The organism is Catelliglobosispora koreensis DSM 44566, from assembly GCF_000379685.1.
Taxonomy (GTDB): domain Bacteria; phylum Actinomycetota; class Actinomycetes; order Mycobacteriales; family Micromonosporaceae; genus Catelliglobosispora; species Catelliglobosispora koreensis.
The window spans coordinates 396473-409838 of the sequence record NZ_KB903261.1 but is presented as its reverse complement, the minus strand read 5'-3'; the positions used below and the strand labels follow the sequence as shown (position 1 = coordinate 409838).

Here is a 13366-nt window from a genome sequence, read left to right as displayed (position 1 = left end):
GCCTTAACCGAGCAACACACGCCGCAAATCAGACAAACCAAAACCTGTAAGCTCACCCACGTGCTGCTATCGGATCGTGACCTGCTCACTGAGATCAAGAACGGACAGCTGGAGCTCAACCCGTTCGAGCAAAGCCTTATCCAGCCGTCGAGCATTGACGTCCGGCTGGATCGCTGGTTCCGGGTGTTCAACAACCACCTCTACACCCACATTGACCCGGCTGAGCAGCAGGACGACTTGACCAGCCTGGTTGAAGTGCAGGAGGGCGAGTCCTTTGTCCTGCACCCAGGCGAGTTCGTGCTCGCGTCCACTTTGGAATGCATGACGATCGGCCAGCAGCTCGCCGGGCGCATCGAAGGAAAGTCGAGCCTTGGCCGCCTCGGCCTGCTCGTGCACTCCACCGCTGGTTTCATCGACCCCGGTTTCTCTGGGCACGTCACGCTGGAACTGTCCAATGTGGCTACGCTGCCGATCCGCCTCTGGCCCGGCATGAAGATCGGCCAGCTGTGTGTGCTGCGCGTGTCCTCGCCCGCCGAACATCCTTACGGCTCAAGCATTTACGGCTCCCGCTATCAGGGACAGCGTGGCCCGACGCCGTCTAGGTCATATCAGAGCTGGCAGGTTTGGCCGACCGGCTCATAGACCAAGAAACTCCAAAACCTTCTCCAAGCCTTTCATGGGTACGCCGAAAGGCGCGCTCCATTGCTCCTTGTCCAGCCGCAGGCGCTGGTCGACGCGCAGCTTGCCCTGGACTTCTTCGCGCCCGATGCCGTCTTCGCGGTACCCAAGTTTGCGCGAGACACCCAGCGAGGCGGCATTCCCGACGAGCGCCGCCGAGATAGCGCTCTGCGCACCGAGGCCGGCGAAGGCGAACTCCAGCACGGCAACCCGCATCTGGGTGCCAATGCCACGCCCGTGATAGGCCTTGCCCAGCCACGAGCCGGTCGCGACTTCGCGAGTGACGGCGAAGTTCTTGGCGCGGATGGTCTGGACGCCAACCGGCATTCCTTGATAGAAGACTGTAAATGGAATACGCCAGTCCTGGACATCGAACGAACCAATGATCTTCCAGTGGTGCAGGATGACTGAGCGCGCGACCTCGGCTGGGCTTCCTGCGGTCCAGGGAACAAGGAACGGCATGAAGTCCGAATCATGTATTCCCGCGGCGGCGACGTCAGCGAGCGCGGCCAGTTCCTCGTTGTCCGGTAAACGCAGCTCAAGATCAGGTGTCTGGAGCGAAAGTCCCTGCAACGGCCAATGGTCGATCAGCATGGGCCATCTTGGTCCGCAAAAGCCCAGCAAAGCGACCCATTTTCGCCAGGTAATCCATCCGGACACATTGCGATCCCCCGAGCGGCCAATCTGACGAGTGTTCTCACTGAGATCAGGCATGCTGGTTGCCGTACGAATGGTCGGAGTCTTGATGGGCGGACGCCCGCGTAGCCCTGGAGCCCGCGCCGGACTCGGCGCGGCCTTTGTCATGCTCGGACTCATCAGCGCTATCGAGCTGGCTGATGGCCGCCCGGTGCGTTACGTGGGGCTGATGGCGACCGTGCCGTTCCTGGCCGCTGTTTTCGCCCCGTGGAAAGAGGTCCTCGTGGCCGGTGCCGCCGCGACCGCGGTGGGCACCCTGTTCGCGATGCTAGGCGACGCCAGCGACTTCTCCCCGTTCATCAACGTTGTCGCCATCGGCATCGCGACCACGATCGCCGCGTCTGTTGCGGTTGTCCGGCAACGGCAAGCGGAAAGAATCGCTGAGCTGGCCCGTCTCGCGAGCATCGCTCAGCAGGCGGTTCTGCGGCCATTGGGTCCCAAGGTGGGCAGTCTGTCGATCGCTGGCCGTTATATCTCCGCCGCCGCTGCCGCTGACATCGGCGGGGACCTATACGAAGCGCTGGACACGCCCTATGGCGTACGGATGATCATCGGTGACGTGCGTGGCAAGGGACTCGATGCCGTCCGCACGGCGAGCATCGTTCTCGGCTCTTACCGGCACGTCGCCTACGAGCGAGCTGACCTGCGTGCCGTGGTGGCCGACCTTGATCGCGCTGTCGCGCGATCCGTTGGCGACGAAGACTTCGTGACCGCGTGTCTGGTCGAAGAACGCGGCGGCACGTTGACCATCGTGAACTGTGGTCACCCGTCCCCGATTCTGCTGCGCCGCGGCGAAGTGATCACTCTCGATCCACCGGCTCCCGCGCCGCCACTGGGCTTCATGCCGGTGGTCAGGACAAGGGTCGAGCGGCTGGAGCCAGGCGACCGGCTGCTCATGTTGACCGATGGACTCGCCGAGGCCCGTCGCGACGGCACCTTCTTCCCCATAGCGGACCGCGCGTGGAGGTTGCTCGGGCACGGAACGGTCGGCGATGGCCTGGCCTCGGTGGAGGCGGCCTTGCAGGAGTGGGTTCACTACCGGCTTGACGACGACATCGCGATGATCCTCATGGAGTACACAGGCCCGCTACAGCCGTCGCCCACCCCGCAGCCAAGCTGGGAAGTCGGCAGCAACGCCTAATGTCCGATTAGTGACATTTCTCGTTCCTAGATATAGGCACAAATCTCTAGGAGCATGAATGTCGTTTATTTCCCGCCCTGTGCCACGGCTTTTGATCGCCGTCGGGGCAGCAATCTTCGCGGTGGTGGCCGCCATCGCCCTATCCATCCAGACTTCCAGCCCTAAGCCGGCGTGGGCCGACACGCCGGTGACGATCAATCCAGATCACATTGGGGCGACCGCTGACGAGTTTGACGAGCAGGACTGCAGTGGGCCGCTGGGCTCGCCGCCTGGGCCGAACTACGACGGCTGGCACTTTGTCCTGCCGTCGTCATCGGGGGACAACTTCACCTCGATCACGATCCAGTTCACGAGCGTGACCGCAGGTCCCATCACAGCCGTGTTCCCGGACACCGACTCGGGACCTGGCTGGGTGGGCTACCTGGCTGAGGCTGGCAACGGCGATGTCATCCACGCCTACATCTTCACGACGCCCACGGGCCAGGCCATCGTCAACGGATCGGCGACCGTATCGCCTGACGAGACCACGCCTGGAACGTTCAACCTGAGCCACACGTGCCCCGGCATGAGCCAGTCGCCGTCGCCGAGCCCGTCGATGTCGGTTAGCCCGTCACCGTCGCGGTCGATCTCGCCGAGCCCGTCGCGGTCGGTCAGTCCAACGCCATCGGTTTCCCGGTCTCCGCGGCCGACGCCTAGCCGGACTACGCCTGGCTATGGATATGGCGGCCCAACGACGCCGCCGCCTGTGGAGCCGGTGCAGCAGCCGCAGCACCTGTCCTGGTGGGAACGCCTGGTGAACTAAGAACCGCCTAGCTCAACGTCGGCACCGGATCTTCATCGATCCGGTGCCGCTCTCGTTCCGGGAGCGGCTCAGGCAGACAGGCGGTGTGGGCGGCGAACGTTGAGCGTGACTACGGGCACGCCGGTCTGCATCCGGTGACGGCCGACATAGCGCTGCGGGTAGCGCGGCTCAAAGAGCAGAGTGCGCAGCTTCTCGATCATCTGAAGGCTCCTAAGCGAGGGTTTTGCGGGGGCCTGTTCACTCGAAGGAACGAGAACCATGACCCACTAGTAACGCGAGACGGCGTGGCGCCTTGCAATTGTCCTTTTTGCCCCACTCTGAGACATCACTGTGAATTAACAGCGATGCGGTTGCAGCGGGTTACTCATGAGTAATACAGTGGGGTTGCTACTCGGCGGTAACCAGCGGAGGCGGGAAAAGGATGACGCACTACCAGAGCAACCTGCGCGACCTTGAGTTCAACCTGTTTGAGGTCTTTGATTCGCCGTTCGGCATCGGCCCCTACGAGGACGTTGACGCCGACACGGCACGCAGCGTCCTGACTGAGATTGACCGGATGGCGCGCACCGATCTCGCGGCGAGTTATGCCGACGCGGATCGCAAGCCTCCCGTGTACGACCCGGCGACCTTCAAGGTCACTATGCCGGAAAGCTTCCGCCAGTCATTCCAAACCTGGATGGACGCGGAGTTCTGGCGGTTCACCCTCCCGGCAGACCTCGGTGGCACCCCCGCGCCACACACGTTCATCTGGTCTTTTGCCGAGCTGGTGCTCGGATCCAACGCTCCTATTTGGATGTATGGCTCCGGCCCCTCCTTCGCCAACGTGCTCTTCCAAGAGGGCACCGACGAGCAGAAGGAATGGGCCAAGCTCTTCGTGGACAAGAAGTGGGGATCCACCATGATCCTCACCGAGCCCGACGCTGGATCTGATGTGGGCGCCGGCCGGACGAAGGCCACTCTGCAAGAAGACGGTTCCTGGCACATCGAAGGCGTGAAGCGGTTCATCACGTCAGGCGAGCAGGACATGACCGAAAACATCATCCACTACGTGCTGGCCCGCCCCGAAGGCGCTGGACCGGGCACGAAGGGGCTGTCCCTGTTCGTCGTGCCGAAGGTTCACTTCGACCCGAAGACGGGCGCCCTGGGTGAGCGCAACGGCGTGTTCGCCACAAACGTCGAGCACAAGATGGGCATCAAGGCGTCCACCACGTGTGAGATGACCTTCGGTGGCCACGGTGTACCAGCCAAGGGCTGGCTCGTCGGCGAGGTGCACGAAGGCATCCGCCAGATGTTCCTCATCATCGAGAACGCCCGGATGATGGTGGGCACCAAGGCGATCGCCACGCTGTCGACGGGTTACCTCAACGCCCGCAACTACGCCCGCGAGCGGGTGCAGGGCGCCGACCTGTTGCAGATGGCCGACAAGGCCGCGCCACGGGTGACCATCACGAACCACCCTGACGTCCGCCGGTCGCTGCTGCTGCAGAAGTCCTATGCGGAGGGTCTGCGCGCACTGGCGATCTACGCGGCGTACTGGCATGACCAGGCCGAGATCGCGAAACTCGCCGGTGACGAGAAGGCGGCCAAGAAGGCCGTGAAGGTCAACGATTTACTGCTGCCGCTGGTCAAGGGCTGTGGTTCCGAGCGTGCTTTCGAGCTGCTTGGTTCGGAGTCGCTGCAGACGTTCGGTGGGTCCGGGTTCCTCCAGGACTACCCGCTCGAGCAGTACGTGCGGGACGCGAAGATCGACTCTCTGTATGAGGGAACGACCGCTATCCAGAGCCTCGACCTGCTGTTCCGCAAGATTGTCAAGGACAACGGCCGGGCGCTCATGACGGTCGCTGGCGAGATCCAGCAGTTCCTCGACAACGAGGCGGGCAACGGTCAGCTCAAGGAAGAGCGGACGCAGCTAGCGACCGCTCTAGGGGACGTGCAGAGCATGCTCGCCACGTTCACGGGCTGGCTGGCCGAGTCGCAGGGCGACGACCCCCGCACGCTCTACAAGACGGGGCTGCACTCGCGCCGTCTGCTCCTGGCCCTCGGCGACCTCGTCGTCGGCTGGCTGTTGCTCAAGCGGGCTGAGGTGGCCCTGAAGGCGCTCAACACGTCGGGCACCGACGAGGCCTTCTACGCCGGTGTCGTGGCCAGTGCCCGGTTCTTCGCGCGTGAGGTGCTCCCGCGCCTCGGTTCGGACCGCCGGATCATTGAGCTGGCGTCCCTTGACGCCATGGATCTTCCTGAAGACGCGTTCTGAGTTTTAGATACCCGATCGGGCGGCCAGCATCGGCCGCCCGATCTTTTTGTCACTCCGCGCGATTATCCGGGGTGCGAGGATGCCGGAGTTGAGGCAAGCTGTGTGCCATGGGCACGCTTGTCCTGCTGCGTCACGCGAAAGCCGACCGCCCCAATGGGGTTGCGGATATCGATCGGCCGCTGACCGAACGTGGTCACGCCGACTCCGCCGCCGCCGGGGCCTGGTTGCTCAAAAACGGCTATGTACCAGGGCTGGTGCTTTGTTCACCGGCCAAACGCACCCGGCAGACCTGGCACTCGGTGGCCGTCGCCGTCGCCAGTTCCGGTGCCCCACACGTGCGCTACGAGCGTGCGATCTATGACGGCAACGCTGAGGAGCTGCTCAAGCTCGTGCAGTCGATCACCGAAGACGTGGAGACCGTTGTGCTCATCGGGCACAACCCGTCGATCTCCTATCTTTCGGAGCTGCTCGACGCGGAAAGTGAAGCCGATTCTGACGGTCTGCGCACGGGAGGGATCGTCGTGCACCAGGCGGACAGTCCTTGGAGCAGCCTCACGCAGGCTCCCCGCGTCGCCACCCACACCGCACGGGCGGCCGCTTAGGCGAACAAGGCGAAGTAGATCGCGATGTGGTGGCAGACAGCGGCCACTAGCGTGCACGCGTGGAAGAACTCGTGGTGGCCGAACACGTCTGGCCACGGGTTGGGCCGGCGTAGAGCGTAGAAGATGGCACCGATCGAGTAGGCCGCACCGCCAGCGATCAGCAGCACGAGCGCGGTGACGCCACCACTGGCGAGGATGTCAGGCAGGACGGCGACCGCGACCCAGCCAAGTGCCAGGTAGAGCGGAGCTGACACCCAGCGGGGCGCGTGCGGCCAGACCAGGGACATGACGGCCCCACCGATCGCTCCCAGCCACACCACCACTAGCAGCACCGTCGCCTTGCCGGACGGCAGCAGGAGGGTGCAGAACGGGGTGTAGGTGCCAGCGATGAAGATGAAGATCATGGCGTGGTCCAGGCGGCGCATCACCTGGTACCCCCGCTCGCTCCAGACCTTGCGGTGATAGAGGGCGGAGATGCCGAAAAGCCCGCACACCGTCAGGCTGTAAATCCCGACGCTGACTACAGGGGCGATGCCTGGCTGGAAGGCAGCGATCGTGGTGAGCACGATGCCGCAGGCGAGCGCGGCGAAGAACGCGTAGAAGTGCAGCCAGCCGCGCATCCGGGGCTTCCCGATGTCCACGGGGCGCAAGCGCTTGGGAGCGGCGGTGACGGTCATACCTCCAGGTTACGGGACCGTAGGTTACTAGTCCGTAGCTTTTGAGCGTGAACTAGGTTACAGACACTCTTCGCGATCAGGCAGTAACAACTGGCTCATTAGTCTATTTAGGAGAGACAGTTCCTCGGCTAAAACCTCATGACATGAACTCTGGGCAAGGACGCATTGTCGCCATCATTGGCGCGGTCGCCGCAGTGCTGGCGCTGATTCTGGCCTTTCCGGCTTTCGGCAGGGAAATGGGGTGGTGGGGCGAGGAAGCAGACACGGCAACACCATCGACGACGGCGCCTGGGCCAAGCACCACACCCGTTTCGGCAACCCCAGCAAGCGCACAGCCCACGCCAGTGAAGTCAACCCAGCACGGCGGGGGCAATGGCAATCAAGGTGGCCAGCCGACAACACCGCCACCACCAGCGGGCAACCCCTACAGCGGCCCGGCGAACCTGCTCTTCGCCAGCCCGATGACCTCTCAGGGAAGCCTGGCGTGGGGCCACCAAGACGGTGGCATGTGCGGCTACGCGGCCGACGGCTACCACGTCAAAGGCAGCAGCGATTACTCCTGCCACGGGTACTACGACCTGAGGGACCTCACCATAGAGGTCAAGGTCAAGTTCGTCGGCAACAGCAGCGTTGGCGTGACCGTGCGCGATGACAACAACGGGCGCAACTACTTCCGTATCACGCTCGACGCCGGCGGTGAGGTGACCGTGTCCAAGATCGTTGACGGGGTGAGCACGACACTGAGGCAAGACGTTTACGTTGGCGCCAAGGCGGAACGCAAACTGGCGATCACGGCTGTCGGAACGAACATCCGGATCTATGTGGACGGTTCATCGGCTGCGGCGGTTGAGCTCACTGAGTCGGCACTGTCCGCCGCGGGTGGCATTAGCTTCCTGGCGACGGGCTGCTGCAGTCCCACCGAGCGGGTTATCTCGGACGTGCGCGTGTGGACGTGACCGTCGAGGTGCCACGATCAAAGCATGAGGGTGCTCGAGTACGGCTGGGACGGTCTGCTGCTTGAGGTCGACGATCCGGTGGGCTGGTTCCTCGCGCTGCGGGAGCACCTCGAGACCGACGTCGATGACATCGTGCCCGCGGCGGAAACGGTGTTACTCAAGGGAGTGCGGAAACTGCCCGCGCTCGAGACGGTGTCGCCAAAGACAGCGATCAAGACGGATCGTGCGGTCACGGTTCCGGTGCGCTGGAACGGTCCGGATCTTTTCGACGGCATCGTGGAAGCCATGCGCGACACCGTGTTCACGGTCGCGTTCTGTGGCTTCGCGCCCGGATTCGCCTATCTAACCGGGCTTCCCGAGGCGTTTCACCGCCCCCGGCTCGCGACCCCGCGCCGGAGCGTGCCCGCTGGATCGGTCGCCATCGCCGGTCCCTACGCGGGTGTTTACCCGCGCGAATCCCCCGGCGGCTGGCTCTTGCTGGGCGTCACCGAGCTCGTGCTCTTCGATCTGTCCAAAGAGGACCCCGCGCTGCTGACTCCCGGCACGACGGTCAGGTTCACGGATGCTTGAGGTGATGAAGGCCGTTCCGCTTGCCACGATTCAGGATCGCGGCCGACCGGGGCACGCCCACCTTGGGATTCCGCACGCGGGAGCACTCGACCCCGTCTCGCTCGACCGGGCGAACGCGTTAGCCGGCAACAGCTCCGCGGCAGCGGGGCTGGAGCTGGCGCCGGGACGGTTCGTGGCACGGTTCCACGTCGATGGCATCTATGCCGTGGCCGGTGCGGTTTCGGTTGCCCCGATGTCGGTTCGCGCGGGTGACACTGTCGAGATTGGAGGATCGGCGGCGGGCATGTTCAGCTATCTGGCTGTCCGCGGTGGCGTCGACGTCCCAGCCGTGCTTGGCTCGCGCAGCACTGACACGCTTTCCGGGATCGGGCCAGCCGTGCTGCGGCGCGGTTCGCTCCTGCCACTCGGCACGCTCTTCGCCGATCGCTTAGTACCACCAGCTCTTGAGATGCCCTCAGGCGAGATCCGGGTCCGGGTCCGCCCCGGGCCGCGAGCTTCGTGGTTCGCTCAAACCCTTTCCGGTGGGTACTCCGTAAGCACGCTCAACCGCATCGGAGCCCGCCTGACCGGACCGCCCCTAACGCGCACCGTGACAAGAGAGTTGCCGAGCGAGGGCCTCGTAGCGGGCGCCGTGCAGGTGCCGCCCGACGGCCAGCCCATCGTCTTCCTCGCTGATCACCCAACGACCGGCGGCTACCCCGTGATCGCGGTGGTCCATCCCGAGGACCTTCCGCTGATCGCCCAGTGCAGACCGTCAACTAGGGTCGTCTTCTATGGACCTTAACGCCGACCTTGGCGAGGGCTTTGGCCGCTGGACGCTGGGCGATGACGAAGGTTTGCTCGACGTCATCACGAGCGCGAATGTCGCCTGTGGATTCCACGCCGGTGATGCCAGCACGATGCGCCAGGTCAGTGCCTGGGCTAACCAGCGCCGTGTGTCGATCGGGGCACAGGTTGGTTACCGGGATCTGCCCGGGTTCGGGCGGCGGTTCATCGAATACGACTTTGGCCAACTGCGTGACGAGATCGTGTACCAGGTCGGCGCGTTACGTGCGCTGTCCGGCGATGCGGTCCGTTACCTGAAGCCACATGGCGCGCTGTATCACGCCGTCAAGCACGTGCCGGCCATCGTGGATGCTGCTCTGATCCTGAAACTGCCGGTGCTCTGTGCCCCAGGATCGCCCTTGGCCAACGCGGCCGGCGATGCCGGCCTGCCCGTCTACGCCGAAGGTTTCGCTGACCGCGCCTATCGCGCCGACGGCACCCTGTTGCCCCGCGACAAGCCGGGCGCCGTCATCGTGGACACCGACGAGGTCGTAGCCCGGGCCCTGCTGATGGCGGTGGACCAACGGGTCATCGCGCTCGACGGCACGGTGGTGCCGCACCCGGTCGACTCGATCTGCCTGCACGGCGACACCCTGGGCGCGGTCACGCTCGCGATCCAGGTGCGTTCCGCCCTAGAAGACGCAGGTGTGACCCTGCGCCCCTTCGTCTAGGCCTCTTCGTCTAGGCCGCGCAGGATGAGCGCGAGTCGTTGCGCCCCACCGTCTTTCACGATGATCGGCACTCCCCAGTCCTGCCGGGTTAAGTGACAGGCGGCGTGCTCGTCGTGGCTGTCACAGGTCGCGGCTTGAGCCACGACCTGAAGCACGCCAACGCCTTCCTTCAACGTGAGCGTTCGCTTTAGTGACGTCGTCACGCCCTCGCCAGCTACGAGAATCTCGGCCGGTGAGGCGCTGACTTCCAGCCGGGTCGGGTCGCCGAAGCTGTAATCGAGCTTCTGCCCAGGCGGCGGCGTGAAGATGATGTCGAGTGTCACCTCACCCGCAGCCAGTTCCGTGGGCGGGCGCTTCACCTTGTGCCGCTTGGCATCCATCGACTGGTCGCCATCGGTCACTTCGACGATGCGGTGAGCGGCGCTTTCGACGACGTGGATGCGTCCATCCGCGGAGAGGAAGACGTCGCTCGGCTCCGCGAGACCGGTGTCCACGGTGGACACCATGCCGTTGGCGTACTTGCGGATCGCGCCGTTGTAGGTGTCCGCGATCAGCACTTCTCCGTTGGGCAGGGCCTGCACTCCGAGCGGGTGTTGCAAGAGCGCCTGACCCGCGGCACCGTCAGCGTGACCGAAGTCGAAGAGCCCTTGCCCGACAGCGGTTCCCATGACGTTGTTCTCGATGAACCGCAGCGCGCTGGTCTCACTGTCCACAAACCACAGCCGCTGACCGTCCGCGCTTACGCTCAAGCCGGACGGCTGCGCCAGCCACACGTCGGGCAACGGTCCGTCGCGCAACGCTTCAACGGTGGTTCCGGCGTATAGCCCGACGGTCCGCTTCACCGGGTCGAACCACCACAGCGTATGCGTTCCCGCCATGGCGATGATGACTTTGCCTTGGTACCACGCGACATCCCACGGCGAGGACAGGTCCATCGAACGGGCGTCGTGCGCGTGATCATCCACAGTGGACCGCCACTGACGGCCCGTTCCGGCGACGGTGGTGACCTCGCCATTGCTGAGCTTGAGCCCGCGCAGCAGGTGATTCACGGTGTCGGCGACGATGACGTCGTACCCACAAATGTTGGAAATGTTGGTGGGGAGCAGGCAGAGGCCTTGTGGCTCAGAGAAGCTGGCCTGCTCGCTGGTGCCGTCGGCGCGGCCCCGCTGCCCGGAGCCGATGCGGCTGACGACCTCTTCGCCGTTGAGCCGGGCGAGCTGATGCCTCGCGGAGTCGGACACCAGCACCGTGCCATCGCTGAGCGGCAAGGCTTTGCCCGGGAACCGCAACAATGTCTGTGCCGTGGGCGGTGGCACGAACGGCCCCACGCCGCGATGCAGGGTTCCCTTCGCTTCGTGCGTCGCGATCAGCTCATCGATGAGGCGCCGGAGCCCTTCGGCGTGCCCCTCCCCCGCCATCGACGCGACGACATACCCTTCGGGGTCGACGACCGACAGCGTGGGCCAAGCCTTGGCGGCGTACTGCTTCCACGTGTGCAGCTCGGGGTCATCGAGCACGGGGTGCTCCACGCCGTACCGCTCGACGGCTGCCACGACGGCCTCGGCGTCTTTCTCGTGCTCGAACTTCGGCGAGTGCACGCCGATAACCACGAGCACGTCGCCGTACTTGTCTTCCAGCGGGCGCAGCTCGTCAAGGACGTGCAAACAGTTGATGCAGCAGAACGTCCAGAAGTCCAGCAGCACGATCTTGCCGCGCAAGTCTTTGATGCTCAGCTCTTTGCCGCCGGTGTTCAGCCAACCCCGGCCCTTAAGTTCAGGTGCCCGCACTCTCGCCACCGCTCAATGATGCCTGACCAGTGATCAGCGAACTTCAGGCCGGTCGCGATGTGATTAAACACATCTCAACAAGATTCGACATGAAGTTTCATGGCGTTGTACGGTCTCCCGCGATGATCTTTGAGCATCAACGGGGATGCGCGTAGTACCAACGGAAGGCAACACCATGAAGCGTTCACTCAAGGTCCTGATGGCAGCGGCCGCTGCGGCTGGCATCGTCTTTGGCGCGCAGGCTCCGGCGGCGGCGGTTTACGACTCGGTGCAGATTCAGATCGCCGCGGATGCGGAAATCATCGCGGCCGACGCTGAGATCACGTACTACTCGTCGGGCCCGAACCTCAAGTGGACGGTGTGCCAGCACGCGCAATGGCTTGGCACCTATGCGATTTTGCGCGTGAAGGACAACACCACCAACACCTGGCTCGGCCGCATCAACGATGTCGTGGACACGCAGAACGCTTGCAAGACCGTGTGGGCACCGGGAAAGGTCGCTGGTCACAGCTACACGGCCGAGCTATGGATCTCGAACGACCCGAACAGCCAGCCGAGCGGCGCCGCTGGATCGGCCACCTTCACCGCTCCGTACTAGCGAAATGTGGACGCTTGGGTCCGCGCACGGTTCAGCCGGGACCGGTTACGCCAGCAGAGTAGCGGCGATTCTGCGGCCTTCGTCGGTCCACGAGGACGGGCGGCCCGTCTTGCCGTCGATTTTCACCATGACGCGCTTGCCCTCAGCGAAAACCGTTGTGCCATCAGCGGAGAGGAACCTGAACGCCCACACGGCACTCGTTTCGCCCAGGCTGTCGAGCCAAAGGTGCACGTCAACGGGACCGGTCGAGCGAATCGGGGCCAGGAACTTGATGCTGAACTCGGCGACGACAGCCACCATGTCTTCGGTGCTGGGGCCGCCGTTGAAGAACCCGACGCCATGCCCGGCCCAGAAGCTCGAGATCGCGCGCTCGACGAAGATCGCGTAGCGCGCGTTGTGCATGACGCCCACGGGATCGAGGTCGTCAAAGTGGACGGTCAGCGGAACCACAGTGCCGGTAAGGGTTTGCATCATCTGGCCTTTCATTCGGTGGGCAGCAGGCCGGGGTCGGTGGCGAGCGCACGCAGCCGCGTCAGGATCACCCGGCGGGCGATGCTGGAATCACTTCCCAGCAAACGGAAGTTCAGCAACGCGGCCGTGCCTGCGGCGTCAATTTCAAATGCGAGATCTTTTTGTGGCGTACCAGATGAAAGCTCTTGATTTTCAATGGCTTCACCGATCAGACGCTCGATCAGCGTCATCCACTCACCGTGCACCTCGGCGAGGCGGTCTTGGACGACACCCGAGCGGCCGATGTATTCGAACTTCGCGTTGGCGAAGAAACATCCGCCAGGCAGCACGCGCTCGGTGTAGAAAGCGAGCCGGGACGTGTGCAAGGCGAAGAGCCGCCGGATTCCCCGAGGTTCAGCCAAGGCAGGGCTGACGATGTATGCCGTCCACTGCGAGCGCGCGTGCTCGATGGCGGCCAATTGCAGCTCTTCTTTGGAGCGCCAGTGCGCGAAAAGCCCCGACTTGGTCATGTCGAGCCGCTCAGCGAGCTGGCCGAGGGTTAGCCCGTCGAGGCCGACTTCGCTGGCGAGGGCGACGGCCACGTCGAGCACGGCGGCGCGGGTGCGCTCACCACGGGCCAGCCGTCCATCGGTCATGAC

At 64.2% G+C, this 13366-nt stretch carries 16 protein-coding genes; 10 read left to right on the top strand and 6 right to left on the bottom strand.

Translation table 11 applies throughout. The annotated features are described in order from the left end of the window. The first annotated feature begins 60 nt into the window (after positions 1-60). The gene (gene dcd / locus A3E1_RS0121175) at positions 61-642 is read left to right on the top strand and encodes a dCTP deaminase (protein ID WP_020522800.1); all 582 of its coding nucleotides are present in this window, start codon (positions 61-63) and stop codon (positions 640-642) included. Here dcd and A3E1_RS0121170 read toward each other — a convergent pair. Further along, on the bottom strand, positions 637-1272 hold the full coding sequence (locus A3E1_RS0121170; protein ID WP_020522799.1) for a GNAT family N-acetyltransferase: 636 nt from the start codon (positions 1270-1272) through the stop codon (positions 637-639). The genes dcd and A3E1_RS0121170 overlap by 6 nt on opposite strands. A 118-nt stretch (positions 1273-1390) precedes the next feature. Between A3E1_RS0121170 and A3E1_RS0121165 the strand changes: the two genes are divergently transcribed. Further along, a complete protein-coding gene (locus A3E1_RS0121165; protein WP_026208672.1) occupies positions 1391-2515 on the top strand; it encodes a PP2C family protein-serine/threonine phosphatase in 1125 nt (374 codons plus the stop codon). A gap of 58 nt (positions 2516-2573) precedes the next feature. Further along, entirely contained in the window at positions 2574-3317 is a 744-nt protein-coding gene (locus A3E1_RS41310; RefSeq protein ID WP_051105091.1) for a hypothetical protein, read from the top strand. A 68-nt stretch (positions 3318-3385) separates the two neighbouring features. On the opposite strand, the gene A3E1_RS48835 is transcribed toward A3E1_RS41310, so the two are convergent. Next, entirely contained in the window at positions 3386-3517 is a 132-nt protein-coding gene (locus A3E1_RS48835) for a hypothetical protein (protein ID WP_020522797.1), read from the bottom strand. A gap of 221 nt (positions 3518-3738) precedes the next feature. Between A3E1_RS48835 and A3E1_RS0121150 the strand changes: the two genes are divergently transcribed. Continuing rightward, positions 3739-5571, top strand: a complete 1833-nt coding sequence (locus A3E1_RS0121150; RefSeq protein WP_020522796.1) for an acyl-CoA dehydrogenase — start codon at positions 3739-3741, stop codon at positions 5569-5571. Between the two features lie 107 nt (positions 5572-5678). Continuing rightward, complete coding sequence (locus tag A3E1_RS0121145; RefSeq protein WP_020522795.1) at positions 5679-6173, top strand: SixA phosphatase family protein; 495 nt, start codon at positions 5679-5681, stop codon at positions 6171-6173. Here A3E1_RS0121145 and trhA read toward each other — a convergent pair. Beyond that, positions 6170-6850: a PAQR family membrane homeostasis protein TrhA gene (trhA, locus tag A3E1_RS0121140; RefSeq protein ID WP_020522794.1), complete on the bottom strand. Its 681-nt coding sequence runs from the start codon at positions 6848-6850 to the stop codon at positions 6170-6172. The two genes, A3E1_RS0121145 and trhA, sit on opposite strands and share 4 nt — an antisense overlap. Positions 6851-6993: 143 nt before the next feature. On the opposite strand from trhA, the gene A3E1_RS0121135 reads away from it, so the two are divergent. The 4 genes from A3E1_RS0121135 to A3E1_RS0121120 are packed head-to-tail and all read left to right on the top strand — an operon-like array spanning position 6994 to position 9872. Then, positions 6994-7806, top strand: coding sequence for a hypothetical protein (locus A3E1_RS0121135; protein ID WP_020522793.1), 813 nt, complete (start codon positions 6994-6996; stop codon positions 7804-7806). A 24-nt stretch (positions 7807-7830) separates the two neighbouring features. Beyond that, the gene (locus tag A3E1_RS0121130; RefSeq protein ID WP_020522792.1) at positions 7831-8376 is read left to right on the top strand and encodes a 5-oxoprolinase subunit B family protein; all 546 of its coding nucleotides are present in this window, start codon (positions 7831-7833) and stop codon (positions 8374-8376) included. Then, positions 8369-9160 (top strand): 5-oxoprolinase subunit C family protein, encoded by a 792-nt coding sequence (locus A3E1_RS0121125; protein WP_020522791.1) that lies wholly within the window; start codon positions 8369-8371, stop codon positions 9158-9160. Before A3E1_RS0121130 ends, A3E1_RS0121125 begins: the two co-directional genes overlap by 8 nt. Next, positions 9150-9872, top strand: coding sequence for a LamB/YcsF family protein (locus tag A3E1_RS0121120; protein ID WP_020522790.1), 723 nt, complete (start codon positions 9150-9152; stop codon positions 9870-9872). Before A3E1_RS0121125 ends, A3E1_RS0121120 begins: the two co-directional genes overlap by 11 nt. On the opposite strand, the gene A3E1_RS0121115 is transcribed toward A3E1_RS0121120, so the two are convergent. Beyond that, positions 9869-11668 (bottom strand): NHL domain-containing thioredoxin family protein, encoded by a 1800-nt coding sequence (locus A3E1_RS0121115; protein ID WP_040391290.1) that lies wholly within the window; start codon positions 11666-11668, stop codon positions 9869-9871. The genes A3E1_RS0121120 and A3E1_RS0121115 overlap by 4 nt on opposite strands. 136 nt (positions 11669-11804) lie before the next feature. On the opposite strand from A3E1_RS0121115, the gene A3E1_RS0121110 reads away from it, so the two are divergent. Further along, entirely contained in the window at positions 11805-12257 is a 453-nt protein-coding gene (locus A3E1_RS0121110) for a hypothetical protein (protein ID WP_157631649.1), read from the top strand. Positions 12258-12302: 45 nt separating this feature from the next. Here the strand turns inward: A3E1_RS0121110 and A3E1_RS0121105 are convergent, their stop codons facing one another. Continuing rightward, a complete protein-coding gene (locus A3E1_RS0121105) occupies positions 12303-12731 on the bottom strand; it encodes an acyl-CoA thioesterase (RefSeq protein WP_020522787.1) in 429 nt (142 codons plus the stop codon). Positions 12732-12739: 8 nt separating this feature from the next. Next, the gene (locus tag A3E1_RS0121100; protein ID WP_020522786.1) at positions 12740-13363 is read right to left on the bottom strand and encodes a TetR/AcrR family transcriptional regulator; all 624 of its coding nucleotides are present in this window, start codon (positions 13361-13363) and stop codon (positions 12740-12742) included. Positions 13364-13366: the final 3 nt, after the last annotated feature.

Bases quoted from the DNA above. Each gene is read 5' to 3' on its own strand.
- A3E1_RS0121135 (WP_020522793.1), top strand. From the start codon at position 6,994: ATGAACTCTGGGCAAGGACGCATTGTCGCCATCATTGGCGCGGTCGCC.
- A3E1_RS0121150 (WP_020522796.1), top strand. From the start codon at position 3,739: ATGACGCACTACCAGAGCAACCTGCGCGACCTTGAGTTCAACCTGTTT.
- A3E1_RS0121110 (WP_157631649.1), top strand. From the start codon at position 11,805: ATGCGCGTAGTACCAACGGAAGGCAACACCATGAAGCGTTCACTCAAG.
- A3E1_RS48835 (WP_020522797.1), bottom strand. From the start codon at position 3,517: ATGATCGAGAAGCTGCGCACTCTGCTCTTTGAGCCGCGCTACCCGCAG.
- A3E1_RS0121145 (WP_020522795.1), top strand. From the start codon at position 5,679: ATGGGCACGCTTGTCCTGCTGCGTCACGCGAAAGCCGACCGCCCCAAT.
- A3E1_RS41310 (WP_051105091.1), top strand. From the start codon at position 2,574: ATGTCGTTTATTTCCCGCCCTGTGCCACGGCTTTTGATCGCCGTCGGG.
- A3E1_RS0121165 (WP_026208672.1), top strand. From the start codon at position 1,391: ATGCTGGTTGCCGTACGAATGGTCGGAGTCTTGATGGGCGGACGCCCG.
- A3E1_RS0121125 (WP_020522791.1), top strand. From the start codon at position 8,369: ATGCTTGAGGTGATGAAGGCCGTTCCGCTTGCCACGATTCAGGATCGC.
- A3E1_RS0121130 (WP_020522792.1), top strand. From the start codon at position 7,831: ATGAGGGTGCTCGAGTACGGCTGGGACGGTCTGCTGCTTGAGGTCGAC.
- A3E1_RS0121100 (WP_020522786.1), bottom strand. From the start codon at position 13,363: ATGACCGATGGACGGCTGGCCCGTGGTGAGCGCACCCGCGCCGCCGTG.
- A3E1_RS0121120 (WP_020522790.1), top strand. From the start codon at position 9,150: ATGGACCTTAACGCCGACCTTGGCGAGGGCTTTGGCCGCTGGACGCTG.
- trhA (WP_020522794.1), bottom strand. From the start codon at position 6,850: ATGACCGTCACCGCCGCTCCCAAGCGCTTGCGCCCCGTGGACATCGGG.
- A3E1_RS0121170 (WP_020522799.1), bottom strand. From the start codon at position 1,272: ATGCTGATCGACCATTGGCCGTTGCAGGGACTTTCGCTCCAGACACCT.
- A3E1_RS0121105 (WP_020522787.1), bottom strand. From the start codon at position 12,731: ATGATGCAAACCCTTACCGGCACTGTGGTTCCGCTGACCGTCCACTTT.